The organism is Roseofilum sp. KMC-1, assembly GCF_057802075.1.
The window spans coordinates 4,771,430-4,793,106 of sequence record NZ_CM173605.1 but is presented as its reverse complement, the minus strand read 5'-3'; the positions used below and the strand labels follow the sequence as shown (position 1 = coordinate 4,793,106).

At 46.8% G+C, this 21,677-nt stretch carries 21 protein-coding genes; 12 read left to right on the top strand and 9 right to left on the bottom strand.

Annotated features, from left to right (window positions below; translation table 11 throughout):
• Positions 1 to 659 precede the first annotated feature (659 nt).
• Positions 660 to 1,184, bottom strand: coding sequence for a COP23 domain-containing protein (locus AC3FZD_RS21975; protein WP_488738074.1), 525 nt, complete (start codon positions 1,182 to 1,184; stop codon positions 660 to 662).
• Positions 1,185 to 1,413: 229 nt separating this feature from the next.
• Between AC3FZD_RS21975 and AC3FZD_RS21970 the strand changes: the two genes are divergently transcribed.
• The gene (locus tag AC3FZD_RS21970; protein ID WP_488738073.1) at positions 1,414 to 2,214 is read left to right on the top strand and encodes an SH3 domain-containing protein; all 801 of its coding nucleotides are present in this window, start codon (positions 1,414 to 1,416) and stop codon (positions 2,212 to 2,214) included.
• Positions 2,215 to 2,250: 36 nt separating this feature from the next.
• A complete protein-coding gene (locus AC3FZD_RS21965) occupies positions 2,251 to 3,141 on the top strand; it encodes an SH3 domain-containing protein (protein WP_488738072.1) in 891 nt (296 codons plus the stop codon).
• 58 nt (positions 3,142 to 3,199) lie between these two features.
• On the opposite strand, the gene AC3FZD_RS21960 is transcribed toward AC3FZD_RS21965, so the two are convergent.
• From AC3FZD_RS21960 to ppk2, 3 genes are all read right to left on the bottom strand, one after another.
• Positions 3,200 to 3,958, bottom strand: coding sequence for a metallophosphoesterase family protein (locus AC3FZD_RS21960; RefSeq protein WP_488738071.1), 759 nt, complete (start codon positions 3,956 to 3,958; stop codon positions 3,200 to 3,202).
• A 174-nt stretch (positions 3,959 to 4,132) separates the two neighbouring features.
• Positions 4,133 to 4,882: a DUF1995 family protein gene (locus AC3FZD_RS21955; RefSeq protein ID WP_488738070.1), complete on the bottom strand. Its 750-nt coding sequence runs from the start codon at positions 4,880 to 4,882 to the stop codon at positions 4,133 to 4,135.
• Between the two features lie 89 nt (positions 4,883 to 4,971).
• Positions 4,972 to 5,787: a polyphosphate kinase 2 gene (gene ppk2 / locus AC3FZD_RS21950; RefSeq protein ID WP_488738069.1), complete on the bottom strand. Its 816-nt coding sequence runs from the start codon at positions 5,785 to 5,787 to the stop codon at positions 4,972 to 4,974.
• Between the two features lie 133 nt (positions 5,788 to 5,920).
• On the opposite strand from ppk2, the gene msrA reads away from it, so the two are divergent.
• Positions 5,921 to 6,577 (top strand): peptide-methionine (S)-S-oxide reductase MsrA, encoded by a 657-nt coding sequence (msrA, locus tag AC3FZD_RS21945; RefSeq protein ID WP_488738068.1) that lies wholly within the window; start codon positions 5,921 to 5,923, stop codon positions 6,575 to 6,577.
• Positions 6,578 to 6,645: 68 nt separating this feature from the next.
• Here the strand turns inward: msrA and AC3FZD_RS21940 are convergent, their stop codons facing one another.
• Entirely contained in the window at positions 6,646 to 7,392 is a 747-nt protein-coding gene (locus AC3FZD_RS21940; RefSeq protein ID WP_488740407.1) for a creatininase family protein, read from the bottom strand.
• 189 nt (positions 7,393 to 7,581) lie between these two features.
• On the opposite strand from AC3FZD_RS21940, the gene AC3FZD_RS21935 reads away from it, so the two are divergent.
• The 5 genes from AC3FZD_RS21935 (at position 7,582) to AC3FZD_RS21915 (ending at position 11,520) form a co-directional block, all read left to right on the top strand.
• On the top strand, positions 7,582 to 7,890 hold the full coding sequence (locus tag AC3FZD_RS21935; RefSeq protein ID WP_488738067.1) for a DUF6679 family protein: 309 nt from the start codon (positions 7,582 to 7,584) through the stop codon (positions 7,888 to 7,890).
• Between the two features lie 83 nt (positions 7,891 to 7,973).
• Positions 7,974 to 8,096 carry a hypothetical protein gene (locus tag AC3FZD_RS21930; RefSeq protein WP_488738066.1) on the top strand — a complete coding sequence of 41 codons (123 nt, stop codon included), beginning with the start codon at positions 7,974 to 7,976 and terminating at the stop codon, positions 8,094 to 8,096.
• Between the two features lie 181 nt (positions 8,097 to 8,277).
• On the top strand, positions 8,278 to 9,855 hold the full coding sequence (locus AC3FZD_RS21925) for an MBL fold metallo-hydrolase (RefSeq protein WP_488738065.1): 1,578 nt from the start codon (positions 8,278 to 8,280) through the stop codon (positions 9,853 to 9,855).
• Between the two features lie 109 nt (positions 9,856 to 9,964).
• On the top strand, positions 9,965 to 11,131 hold the full coding sequence (gene hemH, locus AC3FZD_RS21920) for a ferrochelatase (protein WP_488738064.1): 1,167 nt from the start codon (positions 9,965 to 9,967) through the stop codon (positions 11,129 to 11,131).
• An 80-nt stretch (positions 11,132 to 11,211) separates the two neighbouring features.
• On the top strand, positions 11,212 to 11,520 hold the full coding sequence (locus tag AC3FZD_RS21915) for a hypothetical protein (protein ID WP_488738063.1): 309 nt from the start codon (positions 11,212 to 11,214) through the stop codon (positions 11,518 to 11,520).
• On the opposite strand, the gene AC3FZD_RS21910 is transcribed toward AC3FZD_RS21915, so the two are convergent.
• Together AC3FZD_RS21910 and AC3FZD_RS21905 are read right to left on the bottom strand one after the other, a co-directional pair.
• The gene (locus AC3FZD_RS21910) at positions 11,511 to 12,512 is read right to left on the bottom strand and encodes a tetratricopeptide repeat protein (protein ID WP_488738062.1); all 1,002 of its coding nucleotides are present in this window, start codon (positions 12,510 to 12,512) and stop codon (positions 11,511 to 11,513) included. The genes AC3FZD_RS21915 and AC3FZD_RS21910 overlap by 10 nt on opposite strands.
• Before the next feature lie 263 nt (positions 12,513 to 12,775).
• Positions 12,776 to 13,390, bottom strand: a complete 615-nt coding sequence (locus AC3FZD_RS21905) for a hypothetical protein (RefSeq protein ID WP_488738061.1) — start codon at positions 13,388 to 13,390, stop codon at positions 12,776 to 12,778.
• Positions 13,391 to 13,553: 163 nt separating this feature from the next.
• On the opposite strand from AC3FZD_RS21905, the gene AC3FZD_RS21900 reads away from it, so the two are divergent.
• From AC3FZD_RS21900 to AC3FZD_RS21890, 3 genes are all read left to right on the top strand, one after another.
• Positions 13,554 to 14,894 (top strand): efflux RND transporter periplasmic adaptor subunit, encoded by a 1,341-nt coding sequence (locus tag AC3FZD_RS21900; RefSeq protein WP_488738060.1) that lies wholly within the window; start codon positions 13,554 to 13,556, stop codon positions 14,892 to 14,894.
• A gap of 38 nt (positions 14,895 to 14,932) precedes the next feature.
• Positions 14,933 to 16,717: a DUF3352 domain-containing protein gene (locus AC3FZD_RS21895; RefSeq protein ID WP_488738059.1), complete on the top strand. Its 1,785-nt coding sequence runs from the start codon at positions 14,933 to 14,935 to the stop codon at positions 16,715 to 16,717.
• Between the two features lie 83 nt (positions 16,718 to 16,800).
• Entirely contained in the window at positions 16,801 to 17,580 is a 780-nt protein-coding gene (locus AC3FZD_RS21890) for a metal ABC transporter ATP-binding protein (protein ID WP_488738058.1), read from the top strand.
• A gap of 18 nt (positions 17,581 to 17,598) precedes the next feature.
• On the opposite strand, the gene AC3FZD_RS21885 is transcribed toward AC3FZD_RS21890, so the two are convergent.
• The gene (locus AC3FZD_RS21885) at positions 17,599 to 18,456 is read right to left on the bottom strand and encodes an alpha/beta fold hydrolase (protein WP_488740406.1); all 858 of its coding nucleotides are present in this window, start codon (positions 18,454 to 18,456) and stop codon (positions 17,599 to 17,601) included.
• Positions 18,457 to 18,490: 34 nt separating this feature from the next.
• On the opposite strand from AC3FZD_RS21885, the gene AC3FZD_RS21880 reads away from it, so the two are divergent.
• Positions 18,491 to 19,321: an EI24 domain-containing protein gene (locus tag AC3FZD_RS21880; protein ID WP_488738057.1), complete on the top strand. Its 831-nt coding sequence runs from the start codon at positions 18,491 to 18,493 to the stop codon at positions 19,319 to 19,321.
• A 62-nt stretch (positions 19,322 to 19,383) separates the two neighbouring features.
• Here AC3FZD_RS21880 and AC3FZD_RS21875 read toward each other — a convergent pair whose 3' ends face one another.
• Positions 19,384 to 21,126 carry a hypothetical protein gene (locus tag AC3FZD_RS21875; protein ID WP_488738056.1) on the bottom strand — a complete coding sequence of 581 codons (1,743 nt, stop codon included), beginning with the start codon at positions 21,124 to 21,126 and terminating at the stop codon, positions 19,384 to 19,386.
• Positions 21,127 to 21,677: the final 551 nt, after the last annotated feature.

Genomic DNA, 21,677 nt, shown 5'->3' with positions numbered 1-21,677 from the left:
GGGTAATACCCCTTGTATAACATTTGAGGCTAACAAGGGCAAGTTGAGGGCAGGCTCCAATCTGTTTGAGGTAGGGTTCAGGAAATTTATACCCATAAGTTGGATACTTTTTTTATCCAAAAGAAACCAGATATAGGAACTTAAATCATTAAGATGAATCAAGGGTAAGAATTGAGATACAAGGAAAAGAGATTATTTTGTTATTCATTCAATGGCTTAAATTGTCCGGATCGTTGAAGCTTCAACAGTGCATTATGATGCCAGTAGCCGTTCTATCGATCGGCATAAAATACTTTTTTTATACCTAAAGCCTCATTGATTTTGAGGGATTCGGATCGGCATAGACCTCGATTACTGATTAAGTAGCAATCGCATCCATACCGTAAGGTTTTATCGGCACTATATGTTATTAAACTGATGTTTTAGTCTTAAAAGTAACTGAGATAATGAGTAAGTGAACCATGGTGGTGAGGAAAGAAAAACACTTAACACAAGGGCAGTTAAAATACTAGCTACAGTTGTGTTGAGTCCATTTAATTAGTGTACCGAGAAAAATGGATCAATTCAAGTTGATGAGCAAAAATTAGGGATTGAATTCAGCATCGAAAAGATAAAAAAAAAGAACCGAAATCGGTTCTCAAAAGCTTTTTATGCTCTAATCAACGAGATTTTACGGAACTATCTTCTACTGGGGATTGACCAATAAGTTGGTTTAAATCAATATAAATTTGATCCGTATTCGATCCTTGTAATAGAGGATTTAAACCATATTGACCCACATCAAACAAATCCTGAATGACTTGACTAGCCCTCTCTCCCGGTTGGAGAGTAAACAGAAGTCCCGTACAGGGCCCTCCCAAGACACTAGACACACAAATGACATCTAGACCGTCCTGAATCCCTGTGGTAATAAAATTAGCAATTCCTTGTTCTTGGTAAGTTTGTAGGCGATTAGAAACTTGCTCGCACCGAGTCCTTGGGTCGTAACCAAAGGGAGTAAAATATTCAGAAACCCAGCGAATAATGGGGATATTTCCTCTAGGAACCAGAGCAAGGGTTGTGGGAATCCCATCGCGGGACGCGCCACAAGCAAAGGTTTGAGTCTGGGTAGCCTTGATTTGAGCGGTTGCCCCAACCGCCAATAAGGACAACACCAAGACCGTAGCTGTAGATTTGAGCTTCATAGCAGTATTTGGATAACTGAAGCGAGGTAGAAACAATACAATGATGGACAATTGGCCATGCTAGTTCTGGTTCTACTTTACCATTTCTGACTCCGGAATAAAGAACCGGATGAAGGGCGATGAGATGATATATCCTTAACAGGAAAGATGAAAGGGCAGAAGATCGCACTCGAACAGCAGTGGATCATCGCTTGCTCAGGGTTCAGAATTACTTCAGGAGTAAAGCAGTATGAAATACGGCCTTGGCGGGTTAGTTATGTTCGGATTAATGATGGCTCATTTTCCCGGTCGATCGCTACCAGCGATCGCCTCTTCCCCTCCCTTGTCTATTGCCCAAAACATTGTCGGAGAATGTCGAGCAGCGCGTCAGGGAACCTTTATCTATTACGAGCGCAGTTTAGAGTCGGGTAAAATTCGCGCCCTACAAACTAACGATCGCGTGATCTTAGCCGGGAACGCAGAAGAAGGATGGGTTGCCGTCAGTGAACCCACCGTGGGTTTTGTGCCTACCGGAGACCTTAAACTCTGCACAACCGAAAAAATAACTCTCTGTGCGAGTGTGGGCACATTTATTTACGAAAACCCCTCTACCGGATCGAGAACCATTAGGAGTGTGCTACCCAATGAATCGGTTGTAGTCACCACAGAATTGGTAGAAGGATGGCGCACCGTGCTAGAACCCCGTGCCGGATTTATTCAACAAGCCCGTTTAAAAGAGTGTGAAAACACTTCTTCAAGAGTAAGATCTATCTCTAGCACTAGGGTTGCACCCAGCACCAGTTTCTGTCACCGAGTCACCCCCTTAGTCGATCCGGGCTTAAATGTGCGCTCAGGGCCAACAGAAGCAGCAACTGTGGTGGATACCCTAGCGCCAGGAACAGTAGTCAGGCTCAGATCGACAACGGCTCAAATGGATAGTAACGGGCGGTCTTGGGTTCCGATCATTGCCCCGGTATCGGGTTGGGTTTCCGATGGATTTCCGGGAAATCAAACGAATTTAAGACCGGTCTATTGTGGCAGTAGTCAATAAAATCAGGGTATTTATGTGGTTGAGGAGTGAAAACCAATGAGATCAAAGCAAGAAATGTTGGCGGCTGGGATGGCGATGGTGGCGATCGCCGGTTTTAATATCATGGGGGTTGAAGGGGCGATCGGCCAATCTTCTCCCCCTACCCTCATCGCCCAAAGTTTAGCCGGGCAATGTCGGGCTGCAAAACGAGAGATCTTTATCTATCGAGAAGCCAATACCAACTCTAGAGTTCGCGCTCTACAACTCAATGAAACCGTTACCCTAGCCGATAATGGCAGTAATGGTTGGATTGCCATCAGCGCCCCCACAACAGGGTTTGTGCAAACGGCAGACCTCAAACCTTGTCCCAGTGCGGCTAACCCCAAACCCGATCCCGCACCTCCTGCACCCAAACCCACCAATTTATGTCGCCAAGTGACGATTGCCCAAGGGTTAGTCGTCCGGGAGCAACCCAGCACAGAAGGAAAAATTGTCGGATCGGTCGCTTATCGCCAACAGGTTACCCTCAAATCCGATGCGGTAACAGTTGTGGATAAACGATCTTGGGTCGAAATTACTGCTCCAGTCAAGGGATGGGTATCAAGTGGAGTCGATGGCAGTGCTAACTTAGGAGCGTGCAACTCAACCACCCAAGCGGCTCAACCGGCCCAGACCAGCCCAACTCCACCCACAACTTACTGTAGTCGCGTCACTTGGCAAGGGGAAGAAGGCTTAGGCATTCGTAAAGAAGCCGGAGGAAATGCTGTGGCGACGTTGCGCTATGGCGATCAAATCACCTTAAGATCCAGGGAAGAAAAGGTAATCTTCGATCCTCAACTACCGGGCAATCGATTGTGGATCGAAATTACTCAACCTATGGCGGGTTGGATTTCTAGTGGTATTCAAGGGGGAGGTCGCAATATTGCTCCTCCGACCCCTTGTCGTTGATTTAGGAATTTGACATCCTCACCGCCCTTCTAGGGCGGTGATTCCTATAGCTCATTACTCATCGGGTGGCGACGGAATGTCGGGGAATGATGGCTTCTGGTTCTATGGGGGTGATGCTTTCTGCTAAGGGTAAAACCCGCAGAGTTTGATGATAGACATTCACTTGGTAAACTTGCTGGTTTGTCCAATCTAGGGCGGTTAACCATCCACTGCGGCGATGGTAAGCTCCCGTGTCAATATCTAACCAGCCTTGTCCTTGGGCAATTTGGCCGGGAAGCACCCCAGGGAGGGTAAAGGTGATGGTGTGACCGGTGATGATGGTTTTATCGGGGAAATAGGGGGTGGGGATGCTGTGGAATTGATCGCGAATCCAGCAGAGTTCATATTCGCTTTGTTCATGGATGGGTAGACCGGGATGAACGCCAGCATGGACGAGCCAGACATCACCCAAGTCCAGGTATAGGGGGAGCTTGCTAATCCATTGCAGATGCTCTAGGAGCAGGTGAGCATCTTGGTAACTGGCGAGGGTGGCTTGGCCGCCGCTATAGAGCCATGCTTGGAGGGCGGGATAATGGATTTTGCCGTCGGGGAAACTGTCGATGAGGAGTTGTTCGTGGTTCCCTCGAATGCAGGGATAGGAATTTTGGGAGACAAAGGTAACGACTTCTGCGCTTTTTGGCCCGCGATCGATGAGGTCTCCTAGGAAGTATAACCGATCGTCTTGTCCAGGGGCGATCGCCTCCAGGAGATGCATTAAGCCATCATAATTTCCATGGACATCACCGATAATAATCCGTCGCCCTATTGCTCCTGTCATTGTCTTTGTGTTCCCTGTGTGCTAATGAAGTCGGTTCCTGAGTGAGGAATCCAGGGTAATGCCACAGGCTTCCTCAACACCGGGTTAGCCGTGCGGATCGACTTTAAGATCCGAGCTGTTTCAGTGTCTCTACAGTCTACTGAGAAAGTCTAATTCTGGACAACTCTTCTGAGGCTATTGGGTCAAAGCTTTAATAAAGCGTTCGAGTTCTCCGAAAATTCCCCCCCCTCGTTTCTGGGTCGGCGTGGCGGGTTCAACCGTATTTTCACCAGTAGTGGCTCGGATGAGAATCTGATCTAGGGCTTCGCCTATGGGTTTTTGCGGTTGTTCGGCGATTTGAGTATAGTTCCCTTCTGTGGTTTCGAGCCAAACTTGCCAGGGATGGGGATGGCAGCGATAGAGGGCTGCACCTTCTAGGGGGCGGATATAATAGCAGGAGTAGATTTGGCTTAGGAATCTCTCCCGCAGTTGGCGAGCGGCATAACCAATGCCAACTACAGCAATATCTTCGAGTTTCGGGATTAACAGGACAATGGGGCGATCGCCCGCTAAATTCGCTAGACGCTCAACTTGGCCGACTTCTACCGATGAGGGATTAACCACCAAAAAGCTCTCATCTTCGGGGTCTATTTTATGATCTATGGGCGATCGACTGCTGCCTAAGTCAGTGACCTTAAACGGGATTTCACCCCAGTCTCGACGAGCTAGAGCTGCTGCTCCCGTATCGGGAAAGAAGACCTTCGGTTGTCCCCCAAACTCTTGCAAAACCGGGATAAAGTCTTGGGCGAGTTTCTGCGCTTCCAGGGCAATTTCGGGAAAGACTAACTCGACTTGAATTAAACGCTGTCCATCTTGGAGCGCTTGCAAGGTAGCTGCCTTCCCTTGAGCGATCGCCTCATCAAGAGTTTGGGGTAGTGCGGTCATAAAGCGTTTTTATCTATACTTTTTCTAGTTATTGTACCAAATGGAGGGGTTTCCAGTTCGTACTTTTAGCCTACTCCCTACCGCCAAATCTAGAATTTTTGAGGAATAACCCTTCTATCCTTCAGCAACAAGCGATCGTCATATTGATGCTTCAGATCCCGTTTCCCTAGATCCACTGATTTAATCGGCAACTCTTCATAGGGAATCAAACTCAGAAAATGGGAAATACAATTGAGGCGGGCTTGTTTTTTGCGATCGGCTGGCACAATATACCAAGGAGCCAAATCTGTATCGGTTGCCTTCAACATCTTATCCCTGGCATGGGAATAATCATACCAGCGCCGATAGGATTCAACATCCATGGGAGTCAACTTCCAGACTTTACGCAGATCGTGAATGCGATCTTGGAAGCGGCGCTCTTGTTCTTCCATGCTAATATCCAACCAATACTTAATCAGTTGAATCCCCGAATCCACAATCATATGTTCAAAGGTGGGTATGTAGTGCAAAAATCGCTTATACTCGTCATCGGTGCAAAACCCCATCACCTGCTCAACACCCGCCCGGTTGTACCAACTGCGATCGAAAATCACCACTTCTCCCGCAGCCGGAAAATGTTGAATGTAACGCTGGAGATACAACTGGGTTTTTTCCCGCTCTGAAGGAGTCGGCAGGGCAAAAACTCGGAAAACTCTAGGGCTGACGCGATCGACCATTCGCTTAATAATCCCCCCTTTTCCGGCGGCATCTCGACCCTCAAAGAGGACAATAACTTTCAGTCCTTTTTCTTGTACCCAATATTGCAGTTTCACCAATTCTGCATGAAGCTTGGTTAATTCAGATTCATATTTTTCCTTGGAGAGTTTACCCGTTGTTTTGACAGCAGCTTTCTTTTTTTTGGCCATTTATCTACCTATTTTAATGGACTATACTAGCCTATCACCCTCAAAGAACTAACCCTGTATTCCCATCCCATCTGTGCCAACTTCACAAAGTTTTGTAACAATAGAAGGAGTTCCCTTACTTCAGAATCGATCTATGTTTCTATTTGGATTAGGCAAGAAAACCACACTCCCCACCCCGGAAGAAGCTTTACCGGGGCGTAGCACCCCCATGGCTGTACCGGAAAAACACTTTGTTAATGGTAATCCCCTACAACCCCCCTACCCAGAAGGACTAGAAATGGCGATGTTTGGCTTAGGCTGTTTTTGGGGAGCAGAGCGCTGTTTTTGGAAACAACCGGGAGTCTTTAGCACTGCGGTGGGTTATGCGGGTGGATATACCCCTAACGCCACTTACCATGAAGTCTGTACCGGAAAAACTGGGCATAATGAGGTGGTACGAGTGATTTTTGATCCTCAGCAAATCAGTTATGAAACCCTGCTGAAAGTGTTCTGGGAAAGTCACAATCCGACCCAAGGAATGCGCCAAGGGAATGATGTCGGAACCCAATATCGTTCTGGGATTTATGTCTATTCTGAGGCTCAGAAAGAACTGGCGCAGAAATCCAGTCAACTCTATCAAGCAGAGTTGAAGAAAGCGGGATACGAAGAAATTACCACAGAAATTATGGATGCCCCTGAGTTTTATTATGCTGAGGATTATCACCAACAGTATCTGGCCAAAAATCCGGGGGGTTATTGTGGTTTAGGCGGTACGAAGGTAGCTTGTCCAGGGGTAACGGCGGTCTCTTAAAGAGCGAAAACATAAAAGATGATGTAGGGGCGAATTCCAGAAAGCCCCTACAGATAGTTTTTCTGAATCTAACTCTTACCGATGAATTTCTGATAGCTCTCGGTCAACTCTTCCACGGCTAATTCATAAAATTCTTTGCCATGTTCTGGCGTGGCTAAGGCTGGGTTTGACCCCATGCGACCATCGGGATAATGGCGACGGAATTCGGCGGGGGTGGTGATGGGGTGACCTTTACTGACTTCTGGAGACAAGGGGGCGGTTTTAATGAAGTCGGGATAAATATACTGGGTGATGGCGACTTCGCTGGGTGTGGCATGAGACCCTTCTTCATCTCCGTATAATTCTTGGGCCCGTTTATAGACACTGCGACACATAAACCAGTTGGCTAAATGGCAGGTGATTTTTCCTTCGGGGTCGATTTTGAGCTGGGCTAGGTGGGTGTAGACTTCGGAAAATGCGGCTTTCATGGGGGAAATATTGCCCCCATGGCCGTTAATAAAGAAGAATTGGGTAAATCCGGCTTGGGCTAAGTGGGTGAGATAGTCTTTAATCACCAAAATTAAGGTGGAGGGTTGGAGGCTCATGGTTCCAGGGAAGGCGGTGTGATGGAGAGCCATACCGACGTTGATGGTGGGGCCGACTATGGCTCCGGTTTTTTCTCCAACTCCTTTGGCGATTGCCTCGGCACAAATGGCATCTGTACCAATTAATCCGGTTGGCCCGTGTTGTTCGGTGGAGCCAATGGGCAAAATTAAGCTTGTAGAGTGTTCGAGGTAGCGTTCGACTTCTGGCCAGGTGCAGAGATGGAGCAACATGGGACTAAATCGCAGATAGGGCATCCTCTAGGGTAGCAAATTCTCAGGTTGCGGGAAAGGCGATCGCAATCGCCTTTACCCCCAAAATTCCCAGTTTGGCCAAATTTGCTAAATTTTATGGTTCTATCGCTAAAATAAACGATAACATTTGAGAAGCCCAACTATAAAGCCACATATAAATAGCCAATTATGCTACATCGCAAGATCTATCAACTCTGTTCCGAGGGTCGTGAAATCTGGATTTTCTTGCGAGACCAGCAACGCTGGATAGAACGCGCCCGCGTTCTGGAAATCGAAGGAGATTTAGTCACGATTCGATATGAAACTGAAGAGGAGGATGAGATCTGTGCTTGGGAAGAAATGGTTCGCCTAGAGAGCATTGGTGCAGTCAGCCAAAAGCTTTCCAATTTCCCCAAGGGCAATAGTGAATTACTGGTCTCAGAAGAGTGTCCAGAAGCAGAGCAAATCCGTCAGCACCCAGAGTCGAACCACGATTAACCCAGAATCGAACCCTGGCGATCGCCCCTTGGCCCAGTACGCTATGATTCACAACTGAAAACCTTAATCATAATTACAAGACTATGGATGTTAAGTTGATTTTAGTGATTCTTACCGTTGTATTTACGGTTACCACCTTGTTTTTCGGCACTAAAAACGGGTTCTATGATTCGGACGACTATCACGGTAATGGTTCTGCCCATTAATTTATAGCATTTTAAAACGAGCGATCCACTTACCCTCATCCCCTAAGCCCGGCTCCCCCAGGCCCTGCCCTGAGCGTAGCCGAAGGAAGAAGGGAAGCGATAGTCCCTCTCCCCTGGGAGAGACTTTAGGGAGAGGGACTTTCATTCTGGTCTTGTTGCGGTTTTTGGCCGGTGTCCAGCTTTGATTACTCTTGAATGCATTCCCTATGGTACAGGTCAATCTGGGGATGGAGTCTGTCTGCTGGCGCGGATGGGCCCCTATCGCATCCTCCTTGACTGCGGTATACATCAAATCGACCCCCTAATTGGCACTGAGCCAGTCGATCTAGTCTTCTGTTCCCATGCCCATCCTGACCATTGTCGCGGCCTTCCGGATTTATTGGCTCAATTTCCCGATCTGCCCATTTATGGCAGTGAAGTCACCCGGCAATTATTATCCCTACATGGCCTAGAGCGGGAAGATTGTCAACCTTTACCTTGGCGATCGCCTCAACAGCTCAAACCCCATTTAATCGCTGAACTCTATCCCTGTGGCCATCTCCCAGGGGCCGCCTCCCTCCACCTGACTTACACTGCACCAGAGAGTACCTACACCCTGTTCTACACGGGGGATTACTTTTCCTCTAATTCCCGCCTCGTCGAACGGATGCGGATTGAAGATTTACGGGGACTGCAACCGGATGTACTGATTATTGAAGCCAGTTATGGAACGGCTCGTCATCCCAACCGCCGCCACCAAGAAAACCATCTTGCTGCGCGAATTTATACCACTCTCAAACATCAAAAGTCAGTTTTACTACCCGTTCCGGTTCTCGGTCTGGGTCAAGAACTCCTGATGTTGTTACGCTCTCACCATCAGTTTACCGGCCAAGATATTGATATTTGGGTGGATGAAACCATTGCCAAAGGCTGCGATGCTTACCTAGAGATTTTGCCTCATTTGCCGAGTAACGTGCAAAATTTTGCCCAACATCAATCCCTATTTTGGGATGAGCGCGTCTGTCCCCAAGTGCGCCGTCTCTGTGGGGATCGTCCCTCTAATGAACTGCCTCGATCTCCCTGTATCGTAGTTGCTCATCGTCAATCGGATCTCCAGCAGTGGATTGCATCTGACCCTGATCGCTGGTTAGTCTTGCTCTCTCAACATGCCGAAGATACGGATCAATTGTTCCAAACCTTAGAGCCGATCGAAGGACTGCAACTTGATACCTATTTATTCTCCCAACATTGTGATGGCTTAGGAACCACCCAACTCATTCATAATATTCGTCCCCAACATATTGTTTTTTTTCATGGCAGTCGTTCTTATATGGAGGATTTGGCGGGTTTGGAAGAGCTGCAAAATCGCTATCATCTCCATTGTCCCCAGGTGAATAAACGAGTAGAATTACCCATTGGTGAGACTTTCATTCAACCGGCGGCTCCAGAAAACCATTATGAAGGGGAATTAACGGAGTTAGACACGACTGTTCAGATCCATTTACCCGAAGAAATTACCCGCGATCGCCGTTGGCAACCCTTCAGTGATACCGGCATTCTTGAAGCCCGTTGGCAAGGAGAAGAATTAGTCATTCGGGGTCTCTCTCAACGGGAATTACTGGCCCAAGGACTACCCAAAATGCCCCCCGATCTGAATTGTTGCGGTAACTGCGCCCATTATCGCAGGCAGCGCTGTTGGAACCCAGCCTCCGCCCTGTTTGAATTTCGAGTCAGTCCTGATGGTTTGTGCCCCGTCTTTGTCCATAGCCCAGTTGAATAATCCCCTATTGCTAAACTTTCTCTCCTAGCAGGATGTTAAGAGAGAACTATTAATGTTAAAATCAGTAACAAAGATGAGATAGTAACTTACGAAGGGAAGCAAAAAAATTATGGGTCGTGTTGGGGTTTTACTCTTAAACTTAGGTGGGCCGGAAAAATTAGAGGATGTTCGCCCGTTCCTGTTTAATCTATTTTCCGATCCAGAAATTATCCGCTTACCGGTTACCTGGTTACAGAAGCCCCTAGCCTGGTTGATTTCCAGTAGTCGCTACCAGAAATCTCAAGAGAATTATAAGCAAATTGGGGGCGGGTCTCCCTTACGCAGAATTACTGAGGAACAAGCCCAGGCTTTGGAAGTAAGTTTAGCTCAAAAGGGGCAAGAAGCTAAAATTTATGTGGGAATGCGCTATTGGCATCCATTTACAGAAGATGCGATCGCCGAAATCAAAAAAGATAAAATCGATCATCTGGTCATTCTCCCCCTCTATCCCCAGTTTTCTATTAGCACCAGTGGCTCTAGCTTCCGAGTCCTGGAAAGACTTTGGCAACAAGACCGAGTATTAGCCAATAACGTTAAATATAGCCTGATTTCCTCCTGGTATGACCGTCCGGGCTATCTCCAATCCATGGCCGAACTGATTGCCCAACAATTAGACCAGTTTGAAAACCCCGATCGCGTCCATCTCTTTTTTAGCGCCCATGGGGTTCCTGTCAGTTATGTGGAAGAAGCAGGCGATCCCTATCAAAGAGAAATTGAAGCTTGTACTGCCCTAATTGTTAAAACCCTTAACCGTCCCAATCCTCACACTCTAGCCTATCAAAGCCGTGTCGGCCCGGTGGAATGGCTACAACCCTATACGGAAGATGCCCTACAAGATTTGGGAGAAAAACAAGTTAAAGAGGTGTTGGTGATTCCCATTAGTTTTGTGAGCGAACATATCGAAACTCTACAGGAAATCGACATTGAATATCGAGAAGTGGCTGAAGAAGCGGGTATTACCGATTTCCGCCGCGTTCCTGCTCTGGATACCCATACCGGGTTTATTAATGATTTAGCCGACTTAGTGATTGATTCCCTCAACTCTCCCAGTCAAAAATTCTCCGATGTAGTCCGTCCTTCGGAGCGCTTGAAAATGTATCCTCAAGAGCGCTGGGAAATGGGTATCACCACCAGTGCAGAAGTTTGGAATGGTCGGTTGGCAATGTTAGGCTTCATTGCCCTACTGGTGGAGTTATTCAGTGGTAAGGGAGTCTTACATGCGATCGGTATTTTGTAGAAAAGGCTCCCTAACAGCCTCAAATCCTAGAAGCAGAGTTCATCCCAACAGGAATAAAAATATCTAGTCAAGGTACGTTGGTGACCCAGAATTATGCACTGATTGGAGCAGAAAAGTTGTTAGCCAATAGCGATCGCTGGATGGATCAGTCTGTACTCTCCAGAGATCTGATTGACTTAGCGATCCTCGCGTATCATGGAGACTTAACCGATCGCAGTTTCATCAAAGCAGAAGCAGCATATCCAGTACGAGAACCCTTGAAACAGGCGATCGCCGCTTTCCGGGAACTGCCTGATGGTGGCGATCGCCTGTTTCAAACACTACAAATCAAAAACCCCAGCCCAATTCTAGAAGGTTTGGAGCAGTTGAGAAAGGCGGATCAATTATGAATGGGTTCACCGGAACCGGGATGATCGATCAACCGGATAAAGCGCTCTAGACGCTTTTGATTATTTTCCTTAACCTCTTCACCCTCGGCTTGTCCGGTGAGCGTAAAAATAGCATTTTGTTCATCACATACCCCTTCAGCATCAGGAATACAAGCGACTTGAATCTTATTCTTGAACGTTAAAACCTGCCCAGTTGCTGTAGTTTCTTCTACTGTCCTTTCCAGGGTTGCCACTCTAAATAACGGTTGCGCTCCCCTATTAATCAAAGCATCCCCAATACTATTGAGGCGTTCAGAAACACTGGTGCAACGTCCTTGAGCAGATAACTGGGTATTTTTTTCAGCTACCGTAGTCGTTACCACTGCCCCTTGGTTATCTTTAATTTCCACCACAGTCCGGTTAAAATCAGGGATCAGAGCAGTACCCAGGGCATCTTGGGGTAGAAATATGGGGTTGCCATTGTCGTCTATATCCAGTACCCTCTGATCGTGCCAAACAATCAATGGGTAGCTTTTCGAGTCTAGGTTCATCACCGTTTCCCACCGATCCCCACTCTGGCGACAGACAAATTTTTTACCCATTTGATCGATGAGTCTGATGGCCTGATAAGCGGCCAAACCCTGGCCTTGTCGCCAGTATAAACCAGCAGCAGTGCGTAAATCAGATACAGCCCCCCCCGAGTCTCCCATAGCATCGCGGGCTAAAGCACGACCTTGATAGGCTTGGGCATACTGAGCGTTAACGGCGATCGCCTGATTAAAATAAGTAATAGCTTGTTCAAAATTTTGCTGTTCCAAGGAGGATTGACCCGTATTATACATACTTTGGGGAACACTCTGATCCATTTGGGCGATGTCAATTTTCTCCGTAATATTTGATGGGATTACTTCTGCGCGAACGGATTCAGGAAGCATACATCCTAGAGTCAATAGAGTGGCCGCGCCAGCGATAACAGGGGAGATCCAGTTGAAGGTAGGGAACTGAGCCGTCATAATACTTTTCCTGGGAGTCAAACAAAAAAAGGTAACTAAAAGTGCAGTGATAACAAGACTAAACCAACATGAATTGGGAGACCATTTTTAAAAGATCCGATTCTAGAGTGTTACCCATCAGAGAATTATATTAGTTATTAGTATAAAGTGTGAGCGCTAAAGCGTCTAGAGATCGGATGGAAAATCACAGCACTTTGAGCTGCTGAGGAGGCTGTCCAACCCTGCCTGTCCCTAGACAGGGCTAACTTTTTAGGGAGGACTGACTAAAATATGCCCACACCCACCAATCCCAATGTCCAAAGGGTATTTAATCTGGGTTGAGGCTTAACGTTCATAGAAGCATCGGTAGAACTCTCTTCGATTTGAAAAACTCCTCCTTGGGTAACATCTTGCACCCCAACAGTGAGAGCAAAATCTCCCTGATTCCGATAAGCGGGATTTTTAATCAGTAATACACCATAATTTTCACTATCTATAGTTCGGGGTTTATAAAATGCCCATCCCTGGGTTAATGCACCAAATCCTCCAATGGTGGCAATGCGAGGTGTGGGGTAAGATTCTCCTTCTGGGGCCCATAATAGGGGTTGATCGCGAGAAACTAAATCATCTAAAGACCATTGTTGAGATTCAAATGTGGCTTCAAAATTGGAGATTGCAAAATAGTCTACATCATGAATCGTTCGATAGGGTTGGGAATCATCATAACTAAATTGCCCTTGTCCAATGACTGTGCGTTTACTACTAAAAAACTTCATCGTCAGGGTAATGGTCTTAGCCTCAGCAACGGTCTGTCCTAGCATCCAACTCAATGGAGTCAGAGCAAGGGTTAGGGCAAAAATAGAGGAGAGAAAATAGGAGGGTTTTAGGAGTCTGTTCATAGGGATAGTTCAATTCAGAAATGAAATCCTGTAGTCTGGGTTAATTGAGAAATCACTACCAGGGTAGGGCATAATTGATTACAATAAAGGGAAAATCTGGAGGATAAGAACCGGAAAGATTTTCTCTGGTTATGCAGATGTAACCTTAACCCCAATTTGGTTTATGAGGCAACGGGATCGATTAAGTCAATGGAAACGATCGGATCGAGAGGTGAGTCTATTGAGGGATAAACTGATGGCCAATTGGCTAATTGCAATTAACTCGGCTCCCCTGCGATCGCTGGTACTCATGTCTCTAGTGTTGACGACTACGGGATGTAAATTGCTCCCCCGTCCTGAATCAAGCGCTTTTTCCCAACCAATCGCCAATCAGCAACAGTCCCTTTCTGTGGATGTGGCGACTGCTACTGTGAGCGATCGGGGTAACCATTTAACCTATACGGGAACGACGGAACCCATTCAGGAGGTGACATTGCGATCGCAAAGTGAAGGGCAGCTTCTTTACTTGAATGTAGATGTGGGCGATCGCGTCCGTCGCGGGCAAGTGATAGCTGAAATCGATAAAGCCTTACCCACCGCAGTGATTAACCAAGCTCAGGCTGAACTGTCCGCTCGTCGTGTAGAAGTCGCCCAAAGTGAAAGCCAGATTCGCCAGTTGCAGACCCAAATTGAAATCGCCAAACTGGAATTAAGTCAAGCTGAAGCAGATGCCCAACGCTTAGAAACCCTGTATAAAGAGGGAGCTATTTCTAAACAGGATGCGGAATTAGCCCGTACTTCTGCCGAGAGAGCCAAACAAGCCCTGAAAGCAGCAGAAGCTCAGATCCTTACCCAAAATAAAGCGATCGCAGCGGCCGAAGAACGAGTGAGCGTCCAACAAGCCATTGTCAGCCAGGCCCAAGAGCGAGAATCTTATACTCAACTGGAAGTGCCCATTTCAGGGACGATTTTAGAGCGACGGATAGAAGCAGGAACGGTGGTGCGCCCAGGGGATGAATTGCTCAAAATTGGGGATTTTAGCCAGGTGAAAGTGAATGTGGAGGTCTCCGAGTTAGATTTACATCAAATTTATCTGGGGCAGTATGTGTCGGTCACCTTAGATGCTTTTCCTGACGAAGAATTTGACGGAGAAGTGACCCAGATTTCCCCAGCAGCCGATCCGGTGGCGCGACTGATTCGAGTAGAAGTGACCCTGGCTAATCGGAGTGGACGCTTGGGAAGTGGATTATTAGCAAGGGCGAACTTTGAAGTGGGCGATCGCCAAATTATTCGCGTTCCTCAAGGGGCCCTTTCTAATCGAGAAGGTAATGATGCCACTTTATTTCTGATTGATGAAAGCACGGGAAACACAGTGCGCTTGCAACGAGTCATTCTGGGAAAAACTCGCGATGGTGAAGTAGAGATCGTCTCCGGTTTAGAAGCCGGAGAACGCTATATACTGCAAAGTTCTCGGCCCCTTGAGGATGGCGATCGCGTAGAATTAAGTATTCTCTCGTCCCCATAACGGCGCTGTTGTTTCCGTCCCAATCCCTTAAATAACTTATGACCGATAAAACACCTCTAACCCTGCTGCAAAATCTTTCGGATTCCCAGAAAAAACTGGGGTTACTGGCGATCACTGGAATCGTCGTCCTGGGTGCAACCGGTAGCTTCGCCTATTGGCTCTTCATCGGACGGACTCAAGTTCCCAAAAATATGCAACTGGGGGCTAATGTGGTTCCCCAAAATTCCCTGATGACCATTTCCCTGTCCACTAATGAACGTCAATGGGAAAATTTACGCTCCTTTGGCACAGCCAATACTCAAGCGGCATTAGACCAAAGTTTAGTTCAACTGCGCGATCAATTCCAAACCCAAACGAAACTGGACTATCTCAAAGATATTCAGCCTTGGGTGGGACAAGAAGTCACCTGGGCCTATTTAGCGCCGGAAATTGCTGAGGATGAAACCCAATCGGAAGAAGAACGGGTGGTAATGCTCCAAGAACCCTCTTGGGTAATGATTGTGCCGATCGCTAATCCCTTGAAAGCAAAAGAAATTTCTGGGAAATTAGTAAGTCAAGAACTCACTAAACGCACCTATAAAGATATTGAAATTCAAGAAACCCAGCCGGATGCAGAGGTGGTCTTTTCCTCCACGGTTTTAGAAGGCCGCTATTTGGTCATTAGTAGCGCTCCAGAAGGTACAGATCGAGTGATTGATACCTTTAAAGGGAAAGCTTCTGTGGCTTCGACTCCGGGATATAAAAATGCTTTGGAACAGTTGGGAACTTCTTCAGCATTGGCTCGTGTGTATGTGAATATTCCCGAAGCAACTAGAGTCGCAGCCGCCAATTCGGTGCGCCCGATCGCCCCAGAAGAGTTGGAAAAGATTGAAACCAATCAGGGATTAGCCGCTACGGTAGAAGTGGTTTCTAATGGCTTGTTGTTTAAGGGGATTACTTGGCTCAGTAATCAAGCAGATCGGAAATTAACAACGGATAGCCTGGGTTTAGATTTGGGAAATTATGTCCCCAGTGATACGCTGTTTATGCTCACCGGCAGTAATTTTAATCAGGTTTGGAATCAGTACACAACGGGTGTTGAAGGTAATCCCTTAGCCCCCTTAAATCCACAAGGTCTGAAAAAAGGGTTATTAGATACCACAGGACTCAATTTAGAGGAAGATTTACTCAAGTGGATGGAGGGTGAATTTGCGATCGCCATGATTCCTGCCGATCAAGGTGCATCTCCGATTCCCTTTGGGTTTGCCGTCATGGTGAATACTAAAGATCGAGAAACAGCCGATCAAACTTTTGCGACTCTCGATCGGGTGATGAAAGAGAAATATCAGATGCAAATCAACTCGGAAACGATAGGCGAAACGGAGGTCACCCAATGGCAATTGCCCTTTGGTATTGTTAACATTAGCCGAGCCTGGTTGAGCGATGATTTGGTCATGATGACCTTTGGTGCGGCGATCGCCAACCGCTTGATTACCCCTCCGGAAACTCCGTTAGCGAGTAGCGAAGCCTTTAAGACCAGTATTCCTACAGGTTTGAGTCCCCAAAACGGCTATTTTTATGCCGATATCGAGCGCCTGTTTAACCAAAATCTACCCCTACCGATTATCATGCCCCCGGATCAGGATAATCTCTTGAAAGCGTTTGACTCTATTGGTCTCAGCTCCGCCATCACCAGCCCCCGTACCACCCGCTATGACCTGCTGGTGCGCCTGAAAAAAGGACAAGCACCGGGCCCCCTACCTTCTCCAAGTTTGAACCCCTCACCGACTCCAGAAGCCTCTCCAGTACCTTCTCCAGAACCCTCAGAAGAGTCACCCGAATAAAATCCGGCGATCGCCAGGCGATCGCCTTGAGTTTTCTCTGGTTTTGATCTAAAGTGATAATCATTCTACAGAGGAGACTGAGCTTGGCCGAGACCGTATTGCAAGTAGAAAGCTTAATTGTCAATCGCGATCGCACAGCAGGAGTCGTGCGTGATGTTTCCTTCTCTCTCCTTGCGGGGACAGATACCGCCCTCATCGGCCCCAATGGAGCGGGAAAAAGTACCCTCATTCAAGCCATTTTAGGCATTTTACCTCGCCAATCAGGAACGATTTCCATCCTAGGAAAACCCCTCAGTCCCAAGGGTAAACTCCCGGCACAAATTCGTCAACAAATCGCCTATTTACCCCAAAACTTTCTCTTCGATCGCCGCCTTCCCATGACTGTCTCCGACCTAGTAGGCTTAGGTTGGGATAAACTCGGCATTGAGTGGCCCTGGTCAGGGTATCAAGAGCGCCGTCAAGCTATCCGAGAGAGTCTTTCACGGGTTGATGCTTGGCATTTAAAACACCAACCCATCAGCCAACTTTCTGGTGGAGAAACCAAACGGGTATTACTGGCTTATTGTCTGGCTCGGCCGCGAAAATTGCTAATTTTAGACGAAGCTCCTGCGGGGTTAGATATTCGGGGAGAAGCCGAATTTTATCAACTCCTAGAAGAACTCAAAAAAGAACATGATTGGGCAATTTTGCAAATCTCCCATGATTTAGATATGGTCAAAAAACAATGCGATCGCGTCCTCTGTCTCAACCGCACCTTACTCTGCCAAGGAACCCCAGAAACCACCCTCAGCACCGAAAATTTGACGGCCGCCTATGGTTCTGCCTTTGCTCGGTATCATCATAACCATTCCTGCTCATCCTAATATTAGAATCAGGATTAATTAGGCTGTTTCACCAGACTTGATATAACTTTGCAAAACATGACCGACCACTCGATTAAAAGCTTCGGGTTCAACCAAAAAAGCCCAATGGTTGCCAGGAACGGTTTCAATCTTTAAATTATGCAGATAGGTTCGATAGGGTTTTAATTGCCAGTTAGTGCGATTGAGTCCTTTTTCGGGAGTGATTAATAAAGTAGGAACTTCTAGAGCTTGGGTTAGTCCGGCCACTTGCATGACTTCTTTAAAAATTTCATTACGAGCATCAAGGGTAAATTTGCTGCCCCAAGTGCCATCGGGTTTGGATTCGATACTTTCTTGAAAAACTTGTTGTTGTAAATTGCTCCATCCCTGATATTGCTTGAGGGTTTTAGCTTTGGTTTCGGCGGCTTCATAGCTGCTAAAGGGGCCCATTCCTTGTAAGAAGGGAAGGACGCGATAGAGTAAGGGAAAAGTGACCTCAAAGAAGTTAGGAATTTTATCAATAAAAAAGGGATCAACTAGAGTCATGCTGCGGAAACGTTGGGGATTTTGACTGGCCCATAAGGGGAGAAATTTGGCGGAAAAGGAGTGACCGATAATATGGGCATTTTCCCATCCGAGATGATTCATTAATGCTTCTAAGTCAGTAATGAGATGATTAAAGGTATATCCCGTTTTGGGTTTATCACTTTCTCCATGGCCGCGCAAGTCGGGGGCAATGCAATGGAAGTTTGGGCCGAGGGAGGAAGCAAAACTTGACCAAACCAGGGCATGATCGGCTAACCCATGTAATAACAGGATGGGTTCTGTACCTGAGCAATGCCATTGCAGGTAGGATAATTGTAGGTGATCTGTGGAGAATGTATGACGGATGGCCATAGAGCTGATGGATTTACGATAAGGTGCGATCGCTATGTTTAATCTTCCCATAGGATTGATTGCTGGGGCAACTTACCCGTTTCGCGCTTTGGTGCTGTTGGTGAGTACGCCTAAATTGCGCGGTTATGTGATTGTGCCAATTTTAATTAATATCTTGATTGGCATTATCCTCTATGTGGGTCTGGTTTTTCCGAGTTTGGAACTGGTAGATAGTCTCGTGGAGCAGTTGGCCCTTCGGTGGAATGAGTGGATTAGTGTTTTACCCTCATGGTTAGGATTTTTGACAAGTTTAGCCGTTGTTGTGGATTGGGTGTTGAGTGCTTTACTACTGCTGCTGTTATTCTTGGTGACGGGGTTTTTGTTGGTGCAGTTTGGGGCAATTTTAGGGTCTCCTTGGTATGGGCAATTATCAGAACAAATTGAGAAAACTCGCTTGGGACAACTGCCCCAGATTAATACCCATCCGTTGGCTATTGCCCAGGATATTTGGCGAGCGATCCTGTTTGAGTTGAAAAAACTGCTGTTGATGGCGATCGCCGCTATTCCCCTTTTATTATTTAACTTTATTCCGGCGATCGGAACCCTGCTTTTTAGTATCGGCAGTTTAAGCCTAGCTACAACTATCGTTTGTCTGGATTTTTTTGACTCCCCCCTAGAGCGTCGTAAGCTTCAATTTCGGCAAAAATTAACCCTGGTTTGGCGCACTTTTCCAGCAAGCGCCACCTTTGGTTTAGTGTGCTTTGGATTAGTCAGTGTTCCGTTTATTAATATCTTAACCATTCCCCTTTGTGTCTCTGGCGGAACTTTGTTATTCTGCGATCGTATTTGGCCCGATCACTTTGCCCAAGAACAGGCACAGGACTAAGAGTAACTTAATACAATACAAAGTTAAAGAACTCTTGGAAATGGGATGGCATGATCCCCTATTTACTCTCCTGGAGCAGAGAGCATTTCTTGCCACTCTGAGGCTTCCATATCTGAACTGTTGGTCGGGGTTTCCATCCTAGGAGATTCCATCGGAGCCATTTTTATTGGTTCTTCCAAGGGGGCAGCCTCCACTAAATCGGGCGACTCGATCGCCTCTTGAACTTCTTCTTCTGGCTCTTCTGGAGTCTCAACTTTTTCTTCTAGAACTTCCGGTTCTGGCGTTTCAATTTCTGCTTCTACGGGTTCGGGTTCGGGTTCGGGTTCAGCCGCAGATTCAATCGCTTCTTCGATAATCGGGGATTCTGGAGTTATTTCCAGAGTCTCTTCTGACTCTACCGCTTTATTGCCAAAGGGATTAATCGAGTCAAAATCCAACTCATTCCATTTGGATTTTAGGCGATCGCGCCAGCGATGCGGAGCATTATCGCGCCATTGATTCAGATTCAGTTGCTTACGCCATCCTGGAGTCTCACTCACTACTGGTTGACTTTCCTCTTCCACTGCTGAAGGTTCCGGCGCAATTTCTTCTGGTTCTATCGCTTCTATCGGTTCTGACTCTGGAGATTCTACCACCTCTTCTTCGACCTCCACCGGTTCAGAAACCTCTTCTTCTACCTCTGGCGTTTCTAAAACTGCTTCTGCCTCTACCTCCGAAGTTTCCGGTAATACTTCCTCCACTTCAGGCGTTTCCAGAATCTCCTCCTCTAGAACTTCTTCCACCTCTACCGGTTCATCTTGGGGTTCTGTAACTTCCGGTTCTGGTGCAGCAGGTACAGGAGCAATATAGTCTGGATCGACAAGGGCTGGGGCAACTTCCGTCCTAATTTCACCCCGAATCAGTTGAGATAGGGGATCTTTAGCTTGAGGATCGTAGGTCACCAAGCGAGCGGTGGTATTAAAAACATTGTTAATGGGGTTACCCAGCTCGTCTAAAATCTCCAGTTTTACCCAGTTGTTTCCTCGGTTAAATCCTTTCAGATACAGAGGTTCCCATCGATCCAGGATAAACTCTTCTCCATTGACCGATGCCCGAATGCGCCAGTCTAGGATATTGTCATCTGAGTTTTCTTGAGCGACAACATGCAGGGGCGCATTGGTGAGATAGAAATCGAGCAGAATCGGTTCTGCGCCATATGTGCCGATGGGATTGCTATAGGTGAGTAGGGGTAGATCGGGATTGGGAATTTGGTCTTCAGTTTGGGTAAAGATGTGAAACGTGGTTTGGGCATAAGCTCCTTCATTTTTGAAACTTTCTCCCCAGGGAGTCGTGGCAAATACTCTCAGGGTATGGGTTCCTGGATTGAGATGGCTAAAGGTAATAGGTTGGGAGAGGTCATAAAGGGGGGTGTAGGGTTGGTTGTCGAGGATCACTTCTAGGTGAGGCCCCAGGCCTAGGGTGGCATCTTTATAGATGGGTAGATCTTGAACGTTTAGTTTTAGGGTAAAGGTGTCCTCTTGCAGGGTTTGGTTGGCTTGGGGACTCAGGATATTGACTTGGGGTTGGTAGGTTTCCAGAATTTGACGTAGCTTTTGGATCGGTTCTGGGGGCGAGACTTCGGCGATCTTGGGGGCAACTTGTCGTTTGAGGGGATTGGAGATCCCAGATGTGGGATTGGGGAGATCGAGGCGATCGCTTGCCTGATTGCCACAACTGACGATTCCCAGGGATAGGCCCAGCAGCAATACCAATCCCAAGAGGCTTGACCCAATCCATTTGCCGATTTTTTGACTCCAGTGCAACATCCCTAATCCCTTGCCCATTAAAGTACAGCGCTATTTTATCACCAACCTGGAAGTCTCTAAACTCTGCCCCTCTTTATATATTGAGTTTTGTAAATATTATTGATAGATTATTGACTTTTGTTCTCTTTTTTGAACAAAACGCCATCTTGGATTTAACCGGAGACTTGATGAAGGCAAATTTGAATTATTGTTAAGGAGCTTCCTCAAACGTAAGACAAGTCCTATAATTCACATTCAGTACACTACTTAAAGCCGGTGACCTTCTGGAGCGCTAAATTCTAGCGAAACCTTCCAAGGATCGGGATCAAAGAGAGAGTGCTGCAAAAAAGCCTTGTCCTGAGTGAGGAAATTAAGATTTCTCAAATTCAGTAACAAAGCGTTACAAAGCAACCGAATCTTGAAAAAAACCGATCTTGAACATCAAGAAATCTAATCTTGAGCATCAAGAGATAAGTGATAGATCCCAACCCCCCTTTGAAGTCCCTCCCAGAAATAACCAAAATTAATGTAGTGCCTAGCGTTCTGTAATGACGCTACTTGTCTAAAGAGAG